The sequence below is a fragment of the Pseudomonas putida group bacterium ESBL64 genome, assembly GCF_045277175.1.
GTDB classification, from domain to species: domain Bacteria; phylum Pseudomonadota; class Gammaproteobacteria; order Pseudomonadales; family Pseudomonadaceae; genus Aquipseudomonas; species Aquipseudomonas alloputida.
Genome location: NZ_CP145799.1, coordinates 1,130,491 through 1,153,098, shown reverse-complemented (window position 1 = coordinate 1,153,098; position 22,608 = coordinate 1,130,491). Strand labels below are relative to the sequence as shown.

Annotated in this window: 16 protein-coding genes and 1 pseudogene; 8 read left to right on the top strand and 9 right to left on the bottom strand. The window is 61.3% G+C overall.

Annotation, left to right across the window (positions count from 1 at the left end):
- Positions 1–15: 15 nt before the first annotated feature.
- Together V6093_RS05160 and V6093_RS05155 are read right to left on the bottom strand one after the other, a co-directional pair.
- Positions 16–2,247 carry an Ig-like domain-containing protein gene (locus V6093_RS05160; RefSeq protein ID WP_265977457.1) on the bottom strand — a complete coding sequence of 744 codons (2,232 nt, stop codon included), beginning with the start codon at positions 2,245–2,247 and terminating at the stop codon, positions 16–18.
- A gap of 32 nt (positions 2,248–2,279) precedes the next feature.
- Entirely contained in the window at positions 2,280–3,608 is a 1,329-nt protein-coding gene (locus V6093_RS05155; protein ID WP_010954268.1) for a hypothetical protein, read from the bottom strand.
- A gap of 268 nt (positions 3,609–3,876) precedes the next feature.
- Between V6093_RS05155 and V6093_RS05150 the strand changes: the two genes are divergently transcribed.
- From V6093_RS05150 to V6093_RS05125, 6 genes are all read left to right on the top strand, one after another.
- Positions 3,877–4,788: a LysR family transcriptional regulator gene (locus V6093_RS05150; protein WP_265977453.1), complete on the top strand. Its 912-nt coding sequence runs from the start codon at positions 3,877–3,879 to the stop codon at positions 4,786–4,788.
- A 98-nt stretch (positions 4,789–4,886) separates the two neighbouring features.
- Positions 4,887–5,816 carry a hydroxymethylglutaryl-CoA lyase gene (locus tag V6093_RS05145; RefSeq protein ID WP_047605215.1) on the top strand — a complete coding sequence of 310 codons (930 nt, stop codon included), beginning with the start codon at positions 4,887–4,889 and terminating at the stop codon, positions 5,814–5,816.
- Between the two features lie 24 nt (positions 5,817–5,840).
- A complete protein-coding gene (locus V6093_RS05140) occupies positions 5,841–7,031 on the top strand; it encodes a CaiB/BaiF CoA-transferase family protein (RefSeq protein ID WP_088512677.1) in 1,191 nt (396 codons plus the stop codon).
- Positions 7,032–7,043: 12 nt separating this feature from the next.
- On the top strand, positions 7,044–7,568 hold the full coding sequence (locus tag V6093_RS05135) for a gamma carbonic anhydrase family protein (RefSeq protein ID WP_014861744.1): 525 nt from the start codon (positions 7,044–7,046) through the stop codon (positions 7,566–7,568).
- Positions 7,569–7,636: 68 nt separating this feature from the next.
- Positions 7,637–8,953, top strand: a complete 1,317-nt coding sequence (locus tag V6093_RS05130) for an MFS transporter (protein ID WP_014756894.1) — start codon at positions 7,637–7,639, stop codon at positions 8,951–8,953.
- Positions 8,954–9,002: 49 nt separating this feature from the next.
- Positions 9,003–10,283 carry an OprD family porin gene (locus V6093_RS05125; RefSeq protein WP_014861743.1) on the top strand — a complete coding sequence of 427 codons (1,281 nt, stop codon included), beginning with the start codon at positions 9,003–9,005 and terminating at the stop codon, positions 10,281–10,283.
- Between the two features lie 12 nt (positions 10,284–10,295).
- On the opposite strand, the gene V6093_RS05120 is transcribed toward V6093_RS05125, so the two are convergent.
- The 7 genes and pseudogenes from V6093_RS05120 to V6093_RS05090 form a co-directional block, all read right to left on the bottom strand.
- Positions 10,296–11,444: a DUF6708 domain-containing protein gene (locus tag V6093_RS05120; protein WP_265977446.1), complete on the bottom strand. Its 1,149-nt coding sequence runs from the start codon at positions 11,442–11,444 to the stop codon at positions 10,296–10,298.
- A pseudogene (locus V6093_RS05115) lies at positions 11,444–14,116 on the bottom strand (T6SS effector BTH_I2691 family protein). Before V6093_RS05115 ends, V6093_RS05120 begins: the two are co-directional and overlap by 1 nt.
- Before the next feature lie 14 nt (positions 14,117–14,130).
- A complete protein-coding gene (locus V6093_RS05110) occupies positions 14,131–15,009 on the bottom strand; it encodes a DUF4123 domain-containing protein (protein ID WP_144000154.1) in 879 nt (292 codons plus the stop codon).
- On the bottom strand, positions 15,009–17,186 hold the full coding sequence (locus V6093_RS05105; RefSeq protein WP_144000153.1) for a type VI secretion system Vgr family protein: 2,178 nt from the start codon (positions 17,184–17,186) through the stop codon (positions 15,009–15,011). Before V6093_RS05105 ends, V6093_RS05110 begins: the two co-directional genes overlap by 1 nt.
- Before the next feature lie 13 nt (positions 17,187–17,199).
- Positions 17,200–18,048 (bottom strand): type IVB secretion system protein IcmH/DotU, encoded by an 849-nt coding sequence (gene icmH, locus V6093_RS05100; protein WP_265977439.1) that lies wholly within the window; start codon positions 18,046–18,048, stop codon positions 17,200–17,202.
- A 216-nt stretch (positions 18,049–18,264) separates the two neighbouring features.
- Positions 18,265–19,101, bottom strand: coding sequence for a phosphatase PAP2 family protein (locus tag V6093_RS05095; RefSeq protein ID WP_179052498.1), 837 nt, complete (start codon positions 19,099–19,101; stop codon positions 18,265–18,267).
- Between the two features lie 2 nt (positions 19,102–19,103).
- Positions 19,104–19,793, bottom strand: a complete 690-nt coding sequence (locus V6093_RS05090; protein WP_014861729.1) for a histidine phosphatase family protein — start codon at positions 19,791–19,793, stop codon at positions 19,104–19,106.
- Between the two features lie 278 nt (positions 19,794–20,071).
- On the opposite strand from V6093_RS05090, the gene V6093_RS05085 reads away from it, so the two are divergent.
- Positions 20,072–20,818 carry a gluconate 2-dehydrogenase subunit 3 family protein gene (locus V6093_RS05085; protein WP_265977436.1) on the top strand — a complete coding sequence of 249 codons (747 nt, stop codon included), beginning with the start codon at positions 20,072–20,074 and terminating at the stop codon, positions 20,816–20,818.
- Positions 20,819–20,821: 3 nt separating this feature from the next.
- Positions 20,822–22,606, top strand: coding sequence for a GMC family oxidoreductase (locus V6093_RS05080; protein ID WP_004374955.1), 1,785 nt, complete (start codon positions 20,822–20,824; stop codon positions 22,604–22,606).
- Positions 22,607–22,608 lie beyond the last annotated feature (2 nt).

Sequence of the window (22,608 nt, the reverse complement as noted above, 5' to 3'; positions counted from 1 at the left end):
CGAAGCCTCCGGCTTTTACTGCACGACTACGTTGACGGTGCGCGTGGTGCCTTGGCTGGTTGTGATCGTCGCCGTCGGTGCCGCAGTCGGGATGATCGTGGTGCTATTGCTCACCGCCAGGCGCCAGCGGCCGGTCAGCGCTACCGTGGCCGTACCCAAGGTCTGGACGCCGGTAGTCGTGGTTACCCGCACGGTTACGGTATTGCCGGTGGTCACCGACGAGGTGCCACTGATGTCCCAGTTGTAACGGTTGTTGGAGCGCGCCGTGACCGTGGCTGCCGTGACGGCGAAGGTTTCAGCGGCAGGCCGAGGCGACACGTTGACGGTGACCGTACCTGGGGTGGACAGCCCCCCCAGCGAGTCACGTGCCTGGTAGGTGAAGGTGGTGGTGAAGGCTGTGGTTACAGTGGCTGGTGGGGTATAGGTGACGGTTGTGCCGTCGGTGCTGACCGTGCCGCGGCCGGCGGCCGGTTGGGTGATGTTGGTCACGCTCAGCGGTACGTTGCCTTCTGGATCGGTGTCGTTGGCCAGCACGTTGATGGTCAACGGCACGCCCAAGGTGGCGACGGTTTCCGGGTTGGCAGTCGGTGCCTGGTTAGGTGCGACGTTGATGGTGACCGTGGCCGGTACCGATTTCAGGCCCTTGGCATCCACCGCCCGGTAGCTGAAGGTGGCTACCAGCGGTTGTGTGGCCCCGGTCGGCGGCGTGTAGGTAACCGAGGTGGTGCCATTCATCACGACGCCGCCAAGGCCGGTCCCGGGTTGGGTCAGGTCGCTGATGGTCAGCGGCACGTTGCCATCCGGGTCGCTGTCGTTCAGCAGCAGGTTGAGTGTGATCGGTACACCGACACTGGTGCTGCCGACATCGGCCTGGGCGAGCGGTGGCTGGTTGGCGGCCTCGACCGGGGCGTTGCCGACCACGATCACTGGCTCTACATCACTACCGCCGCGGGCAGACTTGACCGTAACGGTGGCGGGCGGTTGCGCCAAGTCGTTGACCGTGATGCTTTGCAGTGTGCCCGATTTCGACAGGCGGCCGTAGCCTTGGGCGAGCAGGTCGGGGACCGCTACTTCGTCGCTGGAACTGGCCTCGATCAACAGACGTTTGTTGGCCCAGTCGTAGCGTGCGGTGCTGACTTTGACCACGTCGCTGAGCTTGCTCGAGAGCGCAGTCGGCTGGGTGCCGCCGACTGCGTTGCTGGCGGTGACAACCACCACCTCTGGCGGCACCGACTGGTTGAACTGCTGGCTGAAGAACAAACCGTTGTTGTCCGAAGTCAGGGTGAACTGACAAGGCGAAGGCGGCGTGCCGATCAGTGCCAGGCCATTGCGCATACACAGGCTGGCCTCACTCGGGGCCTTGGCGAACACTTCCACGCGGGTACCGCTGCCGTTGCGCGAGTAGGTGGCGCGCTCCAGCGTGACTGGGGTTTGTGCTCGCGGGTCCAGCACCTTGCCAGACACTGTGAACGTGTTGGTCTGAATGGCGCCCGCGGGCCCTTCGATGCGCACGAAGTTGGTATTGAAGGGGCTACCGGTTACCGCTTCGGTGATATTGGGGTCGCCGATGTAGGTTTCGGTGGTGCCAGTGTCAGGATTGACCTCTGTATACGGCCCGCCAACCCCCTTCAGCCAAGGGCCGATCGCCCCCCCCAGCGCCCCCTGGAAGTTGCCCGGAGCGCCAATGCCTATGTCCCGAGTGATATTGATCGCGCGACGACCTGCCGTGGTGACGTTGACCGTCTCCACCCCGTAAGGGTGCGTGATGGTGTAGGTACCGGTGCGTGGGACCGATGCGCGGATACGGATACGGGCGAAGCTTTGCTGATCACCGTCTACCGGGTTTTCAGCCGCGAAGGCTGCCTCTATACCGGCAACGTAGACCTCCAGTTCATAACCGCTGTTGCCTACTTGTGGTATCGAGGTTTCGGCCAGGAACCAGAACATCTCGGGTGGCCAGTTATCTGGAAATACCAGCGGCAGGGCATCGTCATAGATCCCGGGCTCGGGCAACAAGGTGCACATGTAGGCGGGCGCCCCTGGTGCGCCTGGCGCACGGGTGCTGGTGGCACGCGACTGGCACAGCTCCAGGGATTGGTCGAGGCTGTCCTTGTACCACATCGGATAGCCACCCGTGGCGAAGGTGTAGGGCCCCGGGTCGACATCAGACAGCGCGGCGAACGCGGCGCTGGTAACGGTAAGAGAGAAACCGGCGGCCAACAGCGCACGGCGCGACCAAGTGTTCATGCTGCCTCCTTGAAGGCTGAGCCTTTGTCTGTTCATGGCACCAGCACCACGTCTTCGGAGTCGCTACCACCGTTGGCGCTGGTGACCTGCACCTTGGCCGGCGGAATGGGCGAGAGGGTCATGCTCAACGTCTTCACGGCGCCGGTACCGCCCAGGTTGCCGATCAGCGTGCCGTTGCCGGTATGTGCGGTAAGTACTGGAGGTGTTGTTTCGTCACTGGTGCTGGCCACCAGGGTCAGCTCGCCAGTGGACAGGCGGTACTGGGCCTGCGTGATGGTGACCAGGTCGGTCAGGGGAACGTTGCTGGTGGTCAGGCTGCTGGTCGGGATTGCCACGCTGTTGTCAGCGGACAGCGTCACGATGGTTCCGGCCGCCGGGTTGAGGGCTGACTGGGCGTACCAGGCGCCGGTGCCGTTGGCCTCGGTGAGGCTCAGGTTGGGGGTCTGACTGGTCAGGGTGACGCTTGCCGGTGGCGGCGGGGCCAACACGAAGATGTCTTGCTGGGCGATGAGGTCGCCGTTCTCGGTATGGCGTGAGTAAGTGCTGCGTTGTGGCATCAGCGGGGTTGGCAGGGCCACTTCGGAAAGCTTGCCCGAGACAGCGAACAGCTCGGTGCGCAGGTCGATGCCACCAGGGCCTTCGATGCGCACGTAGTTGGTGTTGAATGGGCTGCCCGTTACCCGTTCTTCCAGGTTCGGGTCACCGATGAAGCGCTCGTTGCCTTCGGTGTAGGGGCCGTTGACACTGCGCAGGAACGGCCCGACATCGCCCTTGAGTGCGCCGGTGAAGTCGCCTGCGCCGGCGATGCCGATGTCGCGGGTCATGTTGATCGCCCGGCGCCCTGCAACGGGCACATCGAACACTTCAACACCATAGGGGTGGGTGACCACGTAGGTGCCCGCGGTGGGTACGTCGACCCGGATACGGACCCGGGCGAAGCTGACCTGGTCACCCTCGACAGGTTCTTCGGCAGCGAATGCCGCTTCGATCGCCGTGCCATAGCTGAGGTCGATGCCACGCGCAGCGTCGACGATGGCAGCGTCGGCAGTGAACCAGAACGCTTCGTCAGGGAAGTTGGTGGGGAAGACGATGGGTTGGGTATCGTCGAACACACCAGGTGTGGGCAGTAGCGTGCACATGTATGAGGGTGCACCAGGTGCGCCGGCGACCCGGGAGCTGACGGCCTTGGTCAGGCACAGGTCGAGGGTACGACCGTGGCTGTCCTGGTACCAGGCGGGGAAGCCGCCATTGGCTGGGACGTAAGCGCCTGGATCGACAGCGTTCAAGGCGGCCTGCGCGGGAAGCTGGAGCATGCCGGCGAAAATCGCCACTGCCAGCGGGTGGGGTATCGGTCGGTGCATGAGTCAATTCCTCCTGCAAACGGGCCCATGGACTTGGGGCGTCTGGGAGGAGATCGGCAAGAGCTGTGCCAACACCTGAAAAATGCTTTGCAGGCCTTGTGGTGCAGGGGCTACAGATTCTCAGTAGGGCTTTATGCCAGCCGCTGGCGGTGGGCAGCGTTCCCCCAAGGTTGGGGATTGGGGGCCGGTAATTCAAACCCGGTTTTAGAAGCCAATGCGGTTTTTGCTACAGTGCTACGGCGGTCCCTTCCCCAAGCCGAGCCAAGCGATGCAACCCCTCGACCACCTTTCCCTGAACCTGTTCATCGTCGTCTGCGAAGAAGGCACCATCGCCCGCGCAGGCGAGCGCGCGTTCATGGCGCCGTCCGCCGTCAGCAAACGTATTTCAGACATCGAGGCGCGCTTTGGCACCGCCTTGCTCAAACGTAGCAAGCGCGGCGTGGAGCCCACCCCGGCGGGGCTTGCACTGCTGCGCCATGCCAGGGAAATGACCCGCGCCATGGAACGCCTGGACAGCGAGCTGAGCGAATACGCCCACGGCGCGCGTGGTCATGTGCGGGTGCTGGCCAATGTATCGTCGATCATGGAGTTTTTGCCTGAAGAACTGTCAGCGTTCATGCTGGAATACCCACTCATCCAGGCCGATATCGAAGAGCGCTTCAGCGCCGATGTCGTTCATGGTGTGGCCGAGGGCACTGCAGACCTCGGCATCTGCCGCAAATCCATGGCGGTGGGTGACCTGGATTTCGTACCGTATCGGCAGGATCACCTGGCCGTGGTCGTTGCTGCTGACCACCCGTTGGCCGGCCGCAGCCAGATTGCCTTCGAGGAAACCCTGGGTTACGACCACCTGGGGCTCTCGGCCTTTGCCACATTGAACGCTTTTATGCGTAAAAGCGCCGAACAGTCAGGCAAGGCGCTGCATTTTCGTTCGTACGTGTCGTCGTTCGACGCGGCATACCGTCTGGTGCAGTTCGGCCTTGGCCTGGCGGTGTTTCCGCAAGAGGCCGTGTCCCGCTATGCGGCGTTGTTCGACCTGCGGGTCATTGCGCTGACTGACGACTGGGCGCTTGGCGAATTCGTCATCTGCATGCGCGACCGGCACACGCTCTCGCTGTCGGCTCGGCGCCTGCTTGACCACCTGTTGCTGCGTGCACCGGCCTGGCAGGTCGCGGGCTGATCCATCGTGGCTGACGATGGATCAGCCCGCGAAACACGTCTTTTCTGCCCGTCATCCAGCTCTTAGTCTGGCGCAACGCTTCAGACAGAGAGACCGCGATGACAACAATAACAATCAATGAAGTCGGCCTGCGCGATGGCTTGCAGAGCCTGCAAGTGATCATGCCGACAGCAGCCAAACGCCGCTGGATCGACGCCGCTTACGGCGCCGGCGTGCGCCATATGGAAGTCGCGTCGTTCGTGTCGGCACGCTTGCTACCGCAGATGGCCGATGCCCGCGAAGTGGTGGCCCACGCCCTCACGTACCCGGACCTGCAAGTAACCGTGCTGGCTCCGAACCTTCGTGGCGCAAGGGACGCACTTGAATCGGGTGCACACCGCATCGTCGCCCCGGTATCGGTGAGCACGGCGCACAGCCTGGCCAACGTGCGCCGCACGCCAGTGGAGATGGTCGAGGAACTGGGGCGCATGTGCCAGCTGCGTACTGAAATGGGCCTGCATGGGGTGCAAGTCGTGGCCGGCATGTCGGTGGCCTTTGGCTGCACCCGCCAGGGCGAGGTGCCGCTGGCTGACCTGTGTGCGTTGACCCGCCAGGTGATCGAAGCCGGTTGCGACCTGGTCTCCCTGGGAGACACCACTGGCTATGCCAATCCGGGCCAGGTGGCAACGGTGCTTCAGGCCGTACGGGAGATTGCAGGCGACCGTCTCAAGGCCGCGCACTTCCATGACACCCGGGGCCTGGCCTTGGCCAACAGCCTGGTGGCGGTGCAGCAGGGCATTGGAGAACTGGATGCCTCCCTGGCGGGCCTGGGAGGGTGCCCGTTCGCCCCTGGCGCGTCTGGTAATACCGTGACCGAAGACCTGGTGTTCATGCTGCAAAGCATGGGCTACGACACCGGCATCGACTTACCTGCACTGATCGAAACCCGGCAGGTACTAAGCGAAGCGCTACCGGGCGAGCCACTTTACGGCTTCATCGCCCGGGCCGGATTGCCGCTCAACTTCGCCAACACACACCGCCACGCCTGAACTGCCCGTAAGAGGAGCACCACGATGTCCAGACTTCCCTTGGACGGCATCCGTGTCGTAGAGATTTCGCATATGGTCATGGGCCCGACGTGCGGCATGATCCTCGGCGACCTTGGCGCCGAAGTCATCAAGATCGAGCCGGTACGCGGCGACGGCACGCGCCGGTTGCTGGGCGCAGGGGCGGGTTTTTTCCGCACCTTCAACCGCAACAAACAATGCATCGCTGTCGATGTTGAAACGCCCGAGGGCCGTGAGGCGGTGCTGCAACTGATCGACACCGCCGACGTCTTCATCGAGAACTTCAAGCCCGGGCGTATGCAAAAGCTGGGTCTGGGCTACGACGCACTGTGCCAGCGCAATCCAGGGCTGATCTACGCCTCGCACAAGGGGTTCCTCAGCGGGCCATACGATAACCGCCTGGCGCTGGATGAAGTGGTACAGATGATGGCCGGTCTGGCCTACATGACAGGGCCGGTAGGGCGCCCGCTGCGCGCAGGCAGCTCGGTGAACGACATCATGGGTGGCATGTTCGGCGCCATTGGCGTGCTGGCTGCACTCAACGAGCGCCACAGCACCGGCAGGGGCCGTGAGGTGCAAAGTGCCCTGTACGAGAATTGCGTGCTGCTGGCTGCCCAGCATATGCAGCAGTACGTGGTCACCGGTGAAGCCGCAGCGCCGATGCCGAACCGCATCAGTGCCTGGGCCATCTATGACGTGTTCACTTTTGCCGGTGGCGAGCAGATGTTTGTCGCCGCCACAGGGGAAGGCCAGTGGCACGCGTTATGCCGGGTACTGGGGCAGACCGCTTTGCTTGATGACCCAACCCTTGGTAGCAATAACGACCGCGTGTTGCAGCGGCCACGGCTGCTGGCGCACCTGGCCGAGGTGTTTGCGCCGCTGGACGCCGGGCAGTTGGCGGTGCAGCTGGAAGCCAACGGCATTCCTTTCGCGCCGATCCGCCGCCCTGAAGAGCTGTTCGAGGACCCCCACCTGCTACAGAGCGGTGGCATGGCCGAGCTGCAACTGGAAGACGGCAGCCACACACCGATGCCGTTATTGCCGCTGTCACTGGACGGCCAGCGCCTGCAGCCACGGCGGGCGATCGCGCGGATTGGTGAGCACACCCGCCAAGTGATGCGTGAACTGGGTTACAGCGACGCGCACATTGCCCAGCTGTGTGCGGCGGGCGTGCTGAAAACAGACGACGCGGCGTGAGGAGGACTTGAGATGGCGATCTACCAATATGACAACCTTGCGCCCAACCTGCACCCGGAAACGTTCATCGCCGAGGATGCCAGCGTCATCGGCGACGTTACCCTGGAACAAGGCGTCAGTGTATGGCCGCAGGCCGTGCTACGGGGCGACAACGAAGCGATCCGTATCGGCCAGCACAGCAACGTGCAGGAGGGTGCTGTCTTGCATGCCGACCCCGGCTTTGCGTTGACAGTGGGGCAAGGTGTCACCATCGGCCACCAGGCTATGCTGCACGGCTGCACCATCGGCGATGGCGCGCTGATCGGCATTCAGGCAGTGGTGCTCAATGGCGCGGTCATCGGCAACAACTGCCTGGTGGGTGCCGGCGCCATCGTCACCGAAGGCAAGGTGTTTCCCGACAACTCGTTGATTCTGGGCGCACCTGCCAAGGTAGTGCGCGAGCTCACTGCCGATGCCATCGCCAGTATGCAGCGCAATGCGACCGAGTACGTCGCAAAAGGCCAGAGCTTCAAGGAAAAGCTGATCCGTATTCGCTAAAAAAACCTGCTGGTGGCGCCCTTCGAGACGTCGCTGCTCTCCAATAATTACAAGAATGGAGATTCACCATGGTTGCTTTGACCGGCGAACTGGCGCGTGAGCGCAACGACAGTCACATCAATGAGCTACTGCTATACCGCCGTGTGGCCTGGCGCATCATGCCGCTGGCTATCATCTGCTTCCTGTTCTCCTACTTCGACCGCATCAACATCAGTTTTGCGAAGACACAAATGCAGCAGGAACTGGGCCTCAGCGATGCCGCCTACGGCCTGGCCGCGAGCATGTTCTTCGTCGGCTACGTGCTGTTCGAAGTGCCCAGCAGTCTTGGCCTGAAACGCTACGGGGCTCCGGCCTGGATCTGCCGGATCATGGTGTCCTGGGGCCTGGCGACGGCTGCGCTGGTATTTGCCTATACCCAGTACACGCTGTACTTCCTGCGCTTTCTGATCGGCGTCATGGAGGCCGGTTTCGGCCCGGCGATCCTGTTTTATCTGGCATGCTGGTTCCCCCGCAAGCACCTGGCGAAGATGAATGGCCTGTGGTTCCTGGCGGTGCCGCTGGCCGGTGCGGTGGGTGGCCCGGCTGCGGGCTTTTTGCTGGGGACAATGGACGGCGTGCTGGGCCTCGCTGGCTGGCACTGGTTGTTCCTGATGTCCGGGCTGCCGTGTGTGCTGCTGGGCCTGCTGGTGCTATGGAAGCTGGACCGTGATATCGAGGCGGCGAAATGGTTGAGCCGCGAGGAGAAGGACCTGCTGGCGGAGAACCTTGCCCAGGACAAACGCACCGCAAAACCGATACTCGGCTCGATCTGGCGGGTGTTGCTGACACGTGAAGTGGCGATCATGGCGTTTATCTACTACGTGGTCAAAACCGCGTCCTACGGGCTTAATTTCTGGATGCCGCACCTAATCAAGTCCTCGGGGGTGCAAGACATGCTCTGGGTTGGCGTGCTGTCGGCATTGCCCTATGCGGTAGCGTGCATCGGCATGGTGTTGCTGACTCGTCACTCCGACCGCACCGGCGAGCGCAAGCGCTATCTGGTGTACTGCCTGCTGGCGGCCGCCGCCGGTTACCTGCTGGCGTGCCTGTTCTCCGACTCTCCCTTCGCGATGATGACCGCGCTGGTGCTGGCCACCGCGGGCACCTTTATCGCTATCCCGATCTTCTGGACCATTCCACAGTCGACGTTCTCGGGGCTGGCCATTGCCACCGGCACCGCCGCGATCAACTCGGTGGGACAGCTGAGCGGCATCGTTGCACCAGTGATGGTGGGCAAGATCAATGACCTTACCGACAGCACCTACATGGGCATGCTGTCAATCGCGCCGCTGATCCTGGTCGCATGCCTGGTGGTGATGCGTTGCGTGCGCAACCCCAAAAGCTGATTGGCGCTGAGTCTTCGAACAACAACAAGAATAAGCACAAGGCATACCAATGATCGTGATCTTTCGGCGAGCATCGCTGGTGCTCTCGGCGCTTTACTGCGCCTGTCAAACCGCCCAGGCTGCCTTTATCCATGACGGCAGTGGCAACCTGGAACTACGCAATTTCTATTTCGACCGCGACTTTCACGGTGACAGCGCCACGCAATCGCGGCGCAGTGAATGGGCCCAAGGCTTCATGCTGCGCTTGCAGTCTGGCTATACCGACGGCGTGGTTGGCTTTGGCCTGGACGCAGCCGGCATGCTGGGGCTCAAGCTGGACTCATCGCCTGACCGTAGCGGTTCCGGCCTGTTGCCGCGAGGCAGCGACAAACGCGCCGCGGATGACTACGCCAAGGCCGTGGCTACCTTCAAGGCCAGGCTGGCGCAGAGCGAATTGAAAGCGGGGGGCCTGAGCCCGCAACTGCCATTGCTGGCGTCCAACAGCAGTCGCTTGTTCCCCCAGTGGTTCAACGGTGTGCAACTGGTGAGCAAAGACTTGGACCGGTTTACGTTCACCCTGCTGCAGGTGAATGCCACCAAATTGCGTGACTCCACCGACTATGAGGACCTGACCGCCATGGCGCAGCAAGGGGCCTATTTGGCGACGGTCACCAGTGATCGTCTGCGCTACGCCGGTGTCGATTACCAGCCGTTGAACAACTTGACCCTCAGCCTTCACACCAGTGTGCTCGAAGACCTGTTCCGGCGTGATTTTGCCGGTTTCAAGTTCAAGACCCGCCTTGGGCCGGGGGATGTGTTCACCGAGTGGCGCTGGTTCAATGCAAGGGAGCAGGGCCGGGCGTTGCTGGGCGGAGTCGACAATCAGACCCTCAGTACCAACTTCGGGTACAGCGTTCAGGGCCACACGTTCAGTGGCGGCTATCAGAAAGTGCGTGGGGATACGGCCTATGCCTACGTGGGGGGCACCGATACCTACCTGTTCAGCGAACAGCAGGTCAGCACATTTGCCTTGGCCAACGAACGGGCGTGGATGCTGCGCTACGACTTCAACTTTGCTGCCGTGGGCATCCCCGGGCTGACGTTCAACGTGCGTTATGTAAAGGGCGATCAGGTGGACCCGCAACGCATTGCCAGCGTCAAGGGCAGGACATTGGCCGCTGGCGGCGGAGAGGGGCGGGAATGGGAGCGGACTACGGATATCACCTATGTGGTGCAGTCGGGGGCGCTCAGGAATGTGTCGCTGCGTTGGCGCAATGCGAGCATGCGCTCGAATTTTGCCGATGCAGCGGATGAGAACCGGGTGATCGTGGGGTACACGTTCGAATTCTGAATTCAGACACAATCATTCGTTGGGCGCAGCCGGTTTCTCTTGCGCTTTGGATCTGCGCGGTTTGCGTGGCTTTTTCGCCGGCCGCTTGCCGGGCTTGAGCTGCCAGCGGTCGGCGTTGGCGAGCAGGCGTGCCTGGATTGCGGGTGGGTAGTCGCTCAGGGTTGTCACGGGTGGGACTGGCTTGCCGGGCAGGCCGGCCTCGCGGATGACCTTCGGCCAGTGCGGTCGCCAGCACAGCAGCAGGCTGAGCCAGTGGCCGGTGCCGATGATGATGAACGCGGGCCAGACAAACAGCAGCGCAACTTTGAACAGCCAGCTGCTTTTGCGGAAGAAACGCCCAAGGCCTTCGAACTGGGCGCTGAATGCCTGGAGGGGTGAGGGTAGCTGGGTGCTCAGGCGGGGGCGGGGGACGGCGTGTGGGCCTTCTTCCATGTAACGGCGGATGAATTCCCACTCATCACGCAGTTCGCTGCCGCCTTGGCCTTGTTTGCCCAGCAGGGCCATTTCCATGTGGGGTAAGCCGGTGCGGCTGGGGTGCCAGATTAGGCCGAGTCGTATTCCAACGCTTAGCGAATCATCTTCTGGGCGAATGCCCGTGCTGCCGGTTGTTTTCCAGGGGAAGGTGACGATGCCACCACAGTAGCTGGGTCGATGGAGGTGGACCTGTTGAGTTATTCGATTGAAGCGAATAAGTAGATGCCGACTGGTCAGCATTTCCAGTCGCGAGATTCTTACGCCGTACTTCAGGTAAAAATACAATGCTGCTCCTGAAGCTGAAGCCAAGAGAGCTGTAAGTAAGACTGCTATAAAGGAGATTGAATAAGGTTGGGTGATATCAAGCCAGATGGAACCGACAGCTATGCCGATTCCGAAAATTATCCCAGGCAGTACTCCGCCGATCGTGACTAGCGTAATGAGGCCGCGCTTCTCTTCTGAGCCGCCACAGCGCATTTCCATGTAGGTTTCATTGAATGCATAAACAGGGCCGCGTAGGAGGGGTGTTTCACTTACCTGGCAAAAGTGAATTTCTTCATTCAGGTCGCCTTCATAAAAATCTCTATTTGCGCGCTTCTCTGCTGGTGTCATCCCTGCTTCGTACGTTCTACGTGCAGCTTGTGGCTGAGTTGCCATCTGCCAGAATCCCCATTCGATAAGATACATTATAAAACCTCGCTGATAGCAGAATGTAGGGCGCTCAGTTCTTCCTGCTCTTCATAGGGCTTAATATTTTTATGAGTTCGGAAGCAGCTGCGTTTGCACCACTTCTCTAACGCGTCATCTTCCAAAATATAGATTGTGAGTGTCAGGATGAGTCCGATCCAAAATGCACCTAAGACTAAACGTGCAAGCAGTAGGCGAGCAGCTTGTGTTCCTAGTTTATTGGCGAGCGCGCCCATGGATGTTGTCATCATTCTCACAAGTTTTGTTTTGGCATTCTGAGATAGGTGGTCAAAAAGAGGTTTTGCGATTGCAATGGCTGTTCCTGCTTCCGCCAGCGAAATTGTAATAGTTGCCAGTGCCCGCGATGCGTATGCGAGTGCCAGTGTTCTAGGTTTTTTTGTACTTTGTTCGGTAAGGTTTTGCTGGCGGTATACTAAGTGCTGAGCCGCATCGGCGAAGTCCCACCAGGCGAGTACGAAACCACCTGTCACAGCTAAACTAGCGCCCCATAGTTTCAAACGCCCTAAAGCGGCCGCTGCTCCTCGTCCGGTCACACTGTTCGCGCCGTACCGCGCGACCACCTGGTCCACATAGCTGGCTCCAACTTCAAAGCCCGCCGCAGCCGTAGTCATCGCGGCCGCCAGGAGTTCGGTCTTCACCCGCGCATCACTGTCAGGCAGTTCGCGCGCTTTGAAGGCCATCAGCATCCCCTCCAGCAGGCACACCAGCCCGGAGACACGCACTTTGTAGAAGTCACTGTTACGGGCCTGCATCAACCCTTCAGCCCAGGCCTGGTCGAGGTACCTTGATACCTGGCCTGCACTGCGTTGTGGGTTAATGGGCTGCCCGCTACGTGCAGCTTCACTCAGGCGAATATCGACAGCCGTTTCATGCACCGAAGCGAACAAGGTCAGCCGCAAACCCTGGTGCAACGCGCGGTCCATGCTGTTGGGGGTCGCGGTGCGCAGCACTTGCCGCCCCAGCGCGACGTACCAGGCATACAGGCCGATGCTGGCCGTGCTGCTCTGTGCCTGCATCTGTTCGTACAGGGTGTTGATGCGCCCAAAGGCATTGGCAGCGGCATGGGCTTGCCGGGCAAGTGCTTCCGGCAGGGCGAAGGATGACGCTGACTGTGGTTCGCTTTTAGCCGCTTCCAGCAGCGCCGCCAGTGCTTCCCGCAGGTCCTCCTGGTTGTAGGTGATGCCGCGTATTGCCAGGTTGCCCCGGTCTGCTACGTCGCTGCGCCACCAGTGGTCCAGCACCTTCGTACCCCCTTCACTCAACTCCATGCCGATCACGCACTGGCCGGTCTGTTCGGCAAAGGCCAGGCCGTTGATGAGGTCGGCGTTGTCGTAGCGGTCCAGCGCCTGCAACAAGCGTTCGCTGACCACCTAGCGGGTATGGTCCTTGGCGCGGTCCTCGGCGGCTTGCTGGGCGTGTTGCATGGCCTGCTCGAAACCGTCGAGCTGATCGTGCATGGCCTGGCGGTCGACCAGGTGGCCGTATTTCTGGTCGAACCGCTTGCGGAACTCGCCGGCATCCTGGCGGGCCTGGACTTTGCTGCGGACCTCGCGCTCGAACTGCGCCAGGTGGGGCTTCATGCGTTCATCATGGGCATCGGCCTGTTGATTGGCCCGTTCGGAGAACAAGTAGATCTCGGGATGCAGGTGGGGCTGGTTGCGGACTTTTTCGGCCATGACTTCGCGCTTGACGATCTGCTCGGCCACCATCTGCGGGTAGAGTTTTTCGATTTCCAGGAACGACTGCGCGACCAGCAGCTTGCGTTCGTTGTCCACCCCGGGTTCCACAGTGCGCGCCAGCCACTGGGTCTTCACATCCTCGACAGCGGCGTTGCGCCAGGCGTTGAGCTCCTGGGTGATCCCGATGGCGTCTTCGATGACGATGGCCGCGCCACGGGGTTTGCTGTGGTTCACCAGCGGTGCCAGCGCTTGGCGTGATGCGTGCGGCGAGACGATCTGGTCGTTGTTGAACGGCTGCAGGTCCAGCAGTGCCTGCAGGTCTGCATCGTTTTGGGCCTTGAAGTCGGCCACCCAGTTCAGTTGGTCATGCTTGAGGACGTGGGGCTGTGGCGGGGCGTCGGAAGGCTGGATGAAGCGGGCGATATCGATCGTGGGCAGGCTGCTGCGGTATTCCTCGTCGAGCAGGCGGTAGTTGTCGAGCATGCGCGGGGTCAGCGGGGAAGGGCTGAACAATGGGCGCAGCTCCTGGATGTCATCCAGGTCGTAGAGGGTGATGGTCCAGCCGAAACCGCGAAGGATCTCATCCAGATTGCCGGCGCTGGGGGCAGGCGCCCAGGGGGCGTCGCTGCTGATGTACAGCAGCGAGCCATTGGGCGCCACGCGGTACTGGCTGTGCCATTCGTAGGCCGGTGCGCTATGGCGCTTGATCAGCAGGTAGAGAAAGCCCTCACGCAAAGGGCGGATGGCGTAGCTGGAGTGGGTCAGCTCGCCGACCTCCTGGAACGGGCTGAGATAGCCCGGCAATTTGGGCAGGCGGGCACGTTGTGCCGGGTTGCCGCCGACGGCGGCGTAGCGCAGGGGCAGCAGTTCGAAGCGGCGGGTGCAGTCGGCGACGGGGCTGTTGCGCAGGGCAGGGCGGTAGCCGGAGGTGATGCGCCTGCACAGTTCGAGGGTTTCGCTGAGTGAGTCCATGGTTGTGTTGTGCCTCAGTCCTTGGTGCGCAGGCAGCGCTGCACGTTGTCCATCAGGGATGTCTGCTGCTCGCGCGTGGCGGCAATCGCCTCCTGCCAGGCTGGCGAGCTACTGAGCTGTTCGCCACCGCGAGCCAGCATCAGCACATAGCTGATAAGGTCTTCTTCACGCCCCAGGCCTTGCGCGCGCGCCTGATCCAGATAGTGCTGAATCAAGCCAACCCGTGTGCCGTTGCAGGCAGCGTGCAAGGTCGGGCAGGACTGCTCGTTCTTGAGCAACTCGGCAAGTTGATAGCTCAGCGGGTCACCCGCCAGTTCGGCCCAACACGCTTCGTTCAACGTGATTGGCGGACAGTGCGTGGATTGAGGCTGATTACCGCCGGATATCTGCATCCACAACCGCTTGCTCGGGTGTGCCACGGGGGCCCACCAGTGATGGATGGGAGCCAGCCATTCGCTAACCCCAGGCAGCTCACGGTGCCTGTCCAGCACTAGCAGAGCCGCGGCGGTGTGGAAGCGCAACAGGTACGAGTGGCCGTCCGTGCCCGTGACGATGTTGGCGTGGCTCAGGTGTCCGGCGAGCCGGGCAGCGGGAAGCGCGCTGACTATCCAGCCGCACACGGCGCCAGCAGCACCTTGTTCAAGTTGCCATTGGAAGTCGTACTGGGCCGAGACATCGGAACCGAGGCGCGAACCGAACAACCAAGGGCCTGCTGTCCGCAGGTTGCTGAACTGGGCTTGCTGCAGCAGTGGCCAGCAGCGGCCCGTGTAGTGCCCGGTCAGTTGTTCCTGCACCTCGGGTGTCAAGTTGGCCATTTCCACGATGGCGCTGAGGCGATAGTGATCGGATGCCCGCAGCACATCGACCATTGCTCTGACAAATGGGCTGGGCATCAGCTTGCTCCTTCCATGCGAATGATGGTGTGGCCGTCGGCGATCGCTTTGAGCAGGCAGCTGAGGCAAATGGGTTCGCCCGGCGCCGGTACGCCAGACGTTGAAGTGACGCGATTGCTACCCGTAGCCTGCTGGCTGACAGGCCCTTTGAAGGCCAGCGCCAGGCCGTCCAGCGTGATACCGGCGCCGTCGACTCTCAGAAGCCCCGCGGGGCTGCGGATCGTCAGGCTTTCGCTGACCTGGATGTCATAAACCTTGGTGGTGTGCCGGATGGCTTCGCCCGTTTGCAACGTGCTGTGACCGGCAACGACCTGTTCGAGGTGGCCGCCGATTTCTACTGTGTGGTTTGCCTTGGTGATGTCCTGCCGGTGGTTCCCTACCTGTTCGATTCGATCCTTGCCTGTGGTGATCCTGTGGTTGCGGCCGATGCTCAGGCTGTCGTCGTTGCCGATTTCGTGTACCCGGTTCTGGCCGATGCCAACAGATTCGTCACGGGCGATGTCTTCGCGACGGTCCTGACCGATCGAAATCGTCTCGTCTCGTTCGACGCGTTCGGTACGGTCGTTACCCACGCGTGTGGTTTCGTCGTGCTTGACGATGTTGTTCTGGTCCCGCTCGGCATGAATGAACACCTCCTGCCGACCCAGTTCATCCTCGAAGCGCAGCTCGTTGAAGCCTTCGCCTTTATGGGTCTGGCTCTTGATGGTCATGCGCGTCTTGTGCTCGGGCAGGTCATAGGGCGGCAACTGGTTACCGCAATAGGTGCGCCCGGTGATCATCGGCTGGTCCGGGTCGGCGTTGACGTACTGGATGATCACATCCTGGCCGATGCGCGGGATGGCCATCGAACCCCAGCTGCCCCCCGCCCAACCTTGCGACACGCGCACCCAGCAGGAGCTGAACTCGTTGTTTTCGCTTTCCCGGTCCCAAGGAAAGCTCACTTTCACGCGGCCCCATTGGTCGCAATAGATTTCCTCGCCCTTGGGCCCGACCACCGTCGCCATGTGCGGGCCGTCAATGCGTGGCTTGGGCAGGGGGGCCGGGCGCCATTCGGCCCTGCCGGGAACCAGCAATGCTTCCTGTTTGTAGCGGGTGCCTTGCTGCGAGCCGGCGGCCTCTTCCTGCAGGCTGGTGAACTGGGTGCCTTCGTGATGCACGCTGACCGTGCGCCAGTGCACGTTGAGGTCTTCACGCGGGTGCTCGATGAGGGTGAAGCTCAGCCCCGGTTGCAGGCGCACATCGTCGCCTTCCACTTCGGCAATGCGCGCATCATGGCGCAGGGCCGTAAGGCGGGTGGCAGTGAACGGAACCCCAACCGCATCACGCTTGTATCGGCCGGGGTAGTCGAAGCGCTCATAGTTCAGCGATTGATGGGTGTTGCTATTGTCGTACGCCTGGTGTTCCTGACGGTATTGCGGATGAGTGAAGGTGTAGTCCCGTTGCACCTGCCGCGCTGTTCGCACCTGTTCGCTGTAACGCAAGCGCCGCAGGCAAGGCCTGGCCTGATCGCCGCCTCCAACGGATCGGTACAGCACCTGATCGGGGCCCACGTCGTCATTGTGAAACCCTTCATCCTCATCATCGGTCTTGATGGCCCCCCGGCTGATCTGGCCCAGCGCCAGCAGCCGGTCAGTGATGACCAGCAAGTGCTGTTTCGGCGTGTGTTCGAAGCGGTAGACAATGCCTTCCTCGGCGGCCAGGCGGGCCATGAAGTCGAGGTCTGTTTCACCGGCCTGCACGCAAAATTCGCGCACCTGATGCGGGTCGAGACACTTCAGCTCGTAGGCATTCACGCCTTGGCGTTTGAGCATGATCTCGAGAATCTGCGGCACGGTTTTCTGCTGGAAGATGCGCCAGTTCGAGCGCAGCCCGGCGCGGGCCAGCATGGGCTCGACCAGTGCCCGGTAACGGGTGCGATGGAAGCCTGTTTCCCCTTGGCTGAAGGTGCTGATCAGGCCGTGCACGTAGCGCAACGGGCGCTCACCCTGCCAGAGGGTGAACAGCACCGGTTTGTCGAGGAGCTGGCCGAAGTCGACATCGTCTTCGAAACTGATCAGCTCCAGCTGCAGCTGGAACGGTGAGCTGATGGCTTCGTCCAGTTCGAACGACACCACCTCAAACTCGCTTCGGCCAACCAGCGGCTGGAAAGTGAAGCGCAAATCGGATTGGCTGGGCATGTGGCGTCCCCCTTTACTGCTGCAGAATGGCGTTGAGCGATTCGAGGACTTCGGCGGTTAGCAGGTCGAGGCGGTAGCTGTAGTAGCTGTACGCGCAGACCATGGCGATGACCGAAATGACCAGCGGGGTCCACCAGGGCCACTGCCAGCGGCGCATACGGTGGGGGCAATGGACGACGTTGCTATAGGGGTCGCTCACTGTTTGCGGCGTGGGGCCACGCAGTTGGCGAATGACCTTGTGCATCCGACTGATCAGCGCGCTGAGGATTTCATCACCCTTGGGGTCAAGGGCGTATTTGCCTTGCAGGCCCAGGCAAAAGCAGAAGTACAGGAACTCCAGCACATCCTGGAATTCCTTTGGCGATTGCATGATGCGCTCGAGCAGCACGAAGATCTTTTCGCCGCCCTGGGTTTCATCGTGGAAGATGCTCAGCAGCGGTTCGTGGCTCCAGCACGAGTTCTGGCCCCAGGGGCGGGTCATCACGGCCTCGTCCAGGTGCAGGCACAGGGCGTAGGAATAGACTTCCTGATGGACCGCGCAATAGCCGTGCTGTCGCATTTCTTCGCGAATAGTACTGACCTGTGTTTGCACGGTCTTGTGCACGAACTGGATGTTGGGCAGGTCATCCAGCGTGCGCAGGCGAATGACCAGGCCGAACAGCTGGCTTGCCGCGTCGAGCATGAGGTTGTCGTAGCCGCCGCGTAGCTGAAAGTCTGGATCGGCCGGGTAGCCGGGTAGATCGGTTGCATATTCAGGACCCGCGCCGTCAGGAGGCGATGAGGTTTCGTTTATGTCTTCGAGCAGGATTGGCTTTTGGGGGGTGGGCACTGGTTTGCCAGTGCGGTCGGACTCTTTGGGCATCCTTGATCCTCGTCTCTTGGCAGCTCAACACTCGCGGTGGCCCCCCGCGTCCATGCGGTCGGGCATTAGCAGTTGCGAAAGCCTGAAGAGTAACTAGGAATCAATTTTTGTGGGAGATTGAAACTTCCTAAAGCATTGTAGGAAGTTTCTTTGGAAGTTGTTGTCTAATTATTTCTGTCAAAAAATGAGTGATGTTTTATAGAGGGCTGATTTTTCTCATGACTGTTCTGGCCACGTCTGCAAGTGCTGCGGCGCAGCATCAGATAGGACTGGGCTGAGTTCAGCCGCCTGCAGCGCGATGCGTCCATAGAAGAGCAATGCTGTTGCCCAGGTTGTAAGCCAGACAAAGATCCCGGCCCAGAACGTATGAGACATATAGTGCCAGCCCTGTAATACTCGGGTAGTGCCGTACACGAACCCGATCAGCAGAATGGCCACCAACAACTTGCGAGCATGTGCCCACCGATGGCGCAGGGCCACGAAGTACAGCGCCAACAGCGTAAACCCGCTGGATGCATGGCCACCCGGCCAGCAACGGCCATCGCCGGGTTTGCTCCATAAAGAGAAGTTTTCGAACCATTCGACCCGGGGCTGCGAACCGCCATACAGCGTGGTTTCCACAGGGCAATACACGCTGGTATGGCTTTTCAGGTAGTGAATCACGGTGGTGCTCAGCGCGAACGCTACCACCACGAACAACAGGTCGCGTCGGTGTTGGGTGGTAAAGCGCAGCACCGGTGCAATACGGACCTTTTCCAGCGCCCGGGCAAGGCCCAGTTGGGGGCGGTTGGCCAAGCGCGGCCAGATGAACGACAGCAAGCTGCCTATGACGGCCAGTTCACCGGTCCAGTCCGGCAGGATGCGTGGCCATTTGTGAGTGACTTTCTCGAATAACGGGTTGTGCAGCAGCGGGAACTGGCCAGTGGCCGGGTCAAGCAGCAGGTTGCTGATCCAGCGATCGAAGTCTGTGAGGTCGAAGGCCATGAACACAATGGCGGCCAGCAATAGCGGCAGCAGCAGGTTGTTGCGGTAGAAGGTGGCGCGGGAGGGCATGTTCAGAGTTCCTTGGCATCAATGAGTGTGTGCCATTCACTGGCCGCCATTTGGCCCAGCACCTTCGTCTTGCCATCGTTGCCACGCGTGATGAACAGGGCGCTGGCATAGCTGTTCGCTGTTGCGCTAGAAGGCGCTTTGAGTGCCTGCTCCAGTTGCTCCATGCAGCCGCTGTGGCTGACCAGCACGAGGTTGTGGCCTTTTCGCTTGAGGGCAAAGGCATTTTCGGCAAAGTGGCCGTCACACTGATTAAGCCAGTCTTGTGTGGCAATGGTTTTACCGAACATGGCTTGTGCGGTCTGCCGGGTTCGCACCTCTGGGCTGGTCCAGACATCAACTGCGCCCAGGCCAAGGTGTTGCAACCCGAGGCCTACATCGGTGGCCGCCTGCCTGCCCGCGACGGTGATGCCGCTGGGGTCATTCAGGCACGCCTCACTGGAGCGGTCGCAGCGTTCGGCATGGCGCAATACGACAATCACCGAGCCTTTCGCCCAATCGGTATACAGCCCACTGTGCTGCAGGTGATGGGGATTGCCCAGGTTGGGGATGGCCGCGCGCTGCTGAGCCCAGGCTGCCGCTACGTCGAGCAAGAGCAGCAGGCACAACACCACCCATTGCGCTGTGCCCCAAGGCCATCGGTATATTGGCCCAAGCCGTGAAGCGGGGGAGTCGTCGATCACGTCGTGCAGCATGTTTGCCACTCCAGTCAGTCTGCTCCATGCAAGAGCGTCGGCACTGTAGGCAGTGGAATGTCGGCAGAGGGTGAGGTGGGTGTGAAAAAAGCCTTGCGCTGATGGGCGTGCGGTGGAGGTCAAGCCGGGTGAGAGGGTAAAAATGAAACCGGTTTCAAAACCTGTCTGAACGCGCTAGATTATTCGGCTGTCTTCTTGATGGCCTATCAAGATCACCTCTTTATTGAAAATCAGATGGCGCTTATCAAGGCCACCCCCACAGCCGATGAGGATTCGCAATGCCTGAGCATGCCCCAGACAACCCGCGCAGGGATTTTCTGCGCAAGACCTTGACCCTGATCCCTGTCGTTACAGTGGCCAGTACAGGGCTTGGCGTGGGCGCCAGCCAGCTGCTTGCGGCCCCGCAACCGCATCAGCAACCGAAAGTGCCGGCCACGCCGCCTGCGGGCAATTATCAACCGACATTCTTCAACGCCGAAGAATGGGCTTTTGTACAAGCCGCCGTGTCGCGCATCATCCCGGCCGATGAGCTTGGCCCAGGGGCACTGGAAGCTGGCGCCGCCGAATTTATCGACCGGCAAATGAACACCCCCTACGCGACTGGTGCGCAGTGGTACATGCAAGGGCCCTTCAACGCCGACGCCCCGCCCGAGCTGGGCTACCAGCTGCAGCTCAGCCCGCAACAAATCTACCGCCTGGGCATCGCTGCCGTGGACGGCTGGTGCAAGGCCAATGGCGGACAGGTTTTTGCTGAGCAAGATAGCGCTACCCGGGACCGCATTCTCAGCAAGTTGGAGGCAGGAGAGCTGGTTTTCGAAACCATTCCGGCCAAGGTGTTCTTCAGCCTGCTGGTGCAAAACACGCGCGAAGGGTTCTTCTGCGACCCGATTCATGGCGGCAACAAAGGCATGGTCGGCTGGACCCAGATCGGCTTCCCCGGCGCCCGCGCCGATTTCATGGACTGGGTCGAGCGCAATGAGCCTTACCCGTTCCCGGCTGTATCGATCCGTGGTGAGAGGGCCTGAGGCATGGCGACTGTGTTGAACAAAGTGGATGCGGTGATCGTCGGCTTCGGCTGGGCCGGTGCGATCATGGCCAAAGAGCTGACCGAGGCCGGGCTGCACGTGGTAGCCCTGGAGCGGGGGCCGATGCAGGATACCTACCCCGAAGGCAGCTACCCGCAGGTGATCGATGAGCTGACCTACAGCGTGCGCAAGAAGCTGTTCGTCGATGTATCGAAAGAAACCGTCACTGTCCGCCATAGCGTGAATGATGTGGCATTGCCCAATCGCCAGCTGGGCGCATTCCTGCCGGGCAAGGGCGTGGGGGGCGCGGGCCTGCACTGGTCGGGTGTGCACTTCCGGGTCGACCCCGTCGAGTTGCGCCTGCGCAGCCACTATGAAGAGCGCTACGGGCGCACGTTCATTCCCGAAGGCATGACTATCCAGGACTTCGGTGTCAGTTACGAAGAGCTGGAGCCCTATTTTGACTTTGCCGAAAAGGTCTTTGGCACTTCGGGCCAGGCCTGGACCGTCAAAGGCCAGGTGGTCGGTGAAGGGAAGGGTGGCAACCCCTATGCGCCGGACCGTTCCAACCCGTTCCCGCTGCCCGCGCAGAAGAACGTTGTATCGGCAAGGCTGTTCGAAAAGGCGGCCACCCGCCTGGGCTACAAACCCTACAACCTGCCGTCGGCCAACACCTCCGGGCCATACACCAACCCCTACGGGGCGCAGATGGGGCCGTGCAACTTCTGCGGTTTCTGCAGCGGCTACGTGTGTTACATGTACTCCAAGGCCTCGCCCAACGTGAATATCCTGCCGGCGCTGCGCCAGGTGCCCAACTTCGAGTTGCGGCCCAATGCCCATGTGCTGCGGGTGAACCTGGACGACCGCAAGCGCAAGGCCACCGGCGTGACCTACATCGATGCCCAGGGGCGCGAGGTGGAGCAGCCGGCAGAGCTGGTGATTCTGGCGGCTTTCCAGTTCAACAACGTGCGTCTGATGCTGCTTTCCGGCATTGGCAAACCTTACGATCCGGTAAAGAACGAAGGTGTGGTCGGGCGTAACTTCGCCTATCAGAACATGGGGACAGTCAAGGCGTTCTTCGACAAGGACACCTACACCAACAACTTCATCGGCGCGGGTGGCAATGGCATTGCCATCGACGATTTCAACGCCGACAACTTCGACCATGGCCCGCACGGCTTCGTCGGCGGTTCGCCAATGTGGGTGAACCAGGCCGGTAGCCGGCCGATTGCCGGTACCTCCAACCCGCCGGGGACGCCGGCCTGGGGCAGTGCCTGGAAGAAAGCCACGGCCGACTACTACACCCACCAGGTGTCGATGGACGCGCACGGCGCCCATCAGTCCTACCGTGGCAATTACCTGGACCTGGACCCCACCTACCGCGATGCCTACGGTCAGCCGCTGCTGCGCATGACGTTCGACTGGCAGGAAAACGACATCAAGATGAACCAGTTCATGGTCGATAAGCTGAGCAAGATCGCCCAAGCGATGAACCCCAAGGCCATTGCCGTGCTGGGCAAGCAGGTCAAGGACCACTTCAATACCGCCAGTTACCAGACCACCCACCTGAACGGCGGGGCGATCATGGGCACCGACCCCAAGACCAGTGCACTGAACCGCTACCTGCAAAGCTGGGACGTACACAACGTGTTCGTTCCGGGCGCTTCGGCGTTCCCGCAGGGGCTGGGTTACAACCCGACCGGGCTGGTGGCTGCGCTCACCTACTGGTCGGCCCGCGCCATCCGTGAGCAGTACCTGAAAAACCCCGGTCCGTTGGTCCAGGCTTGAGG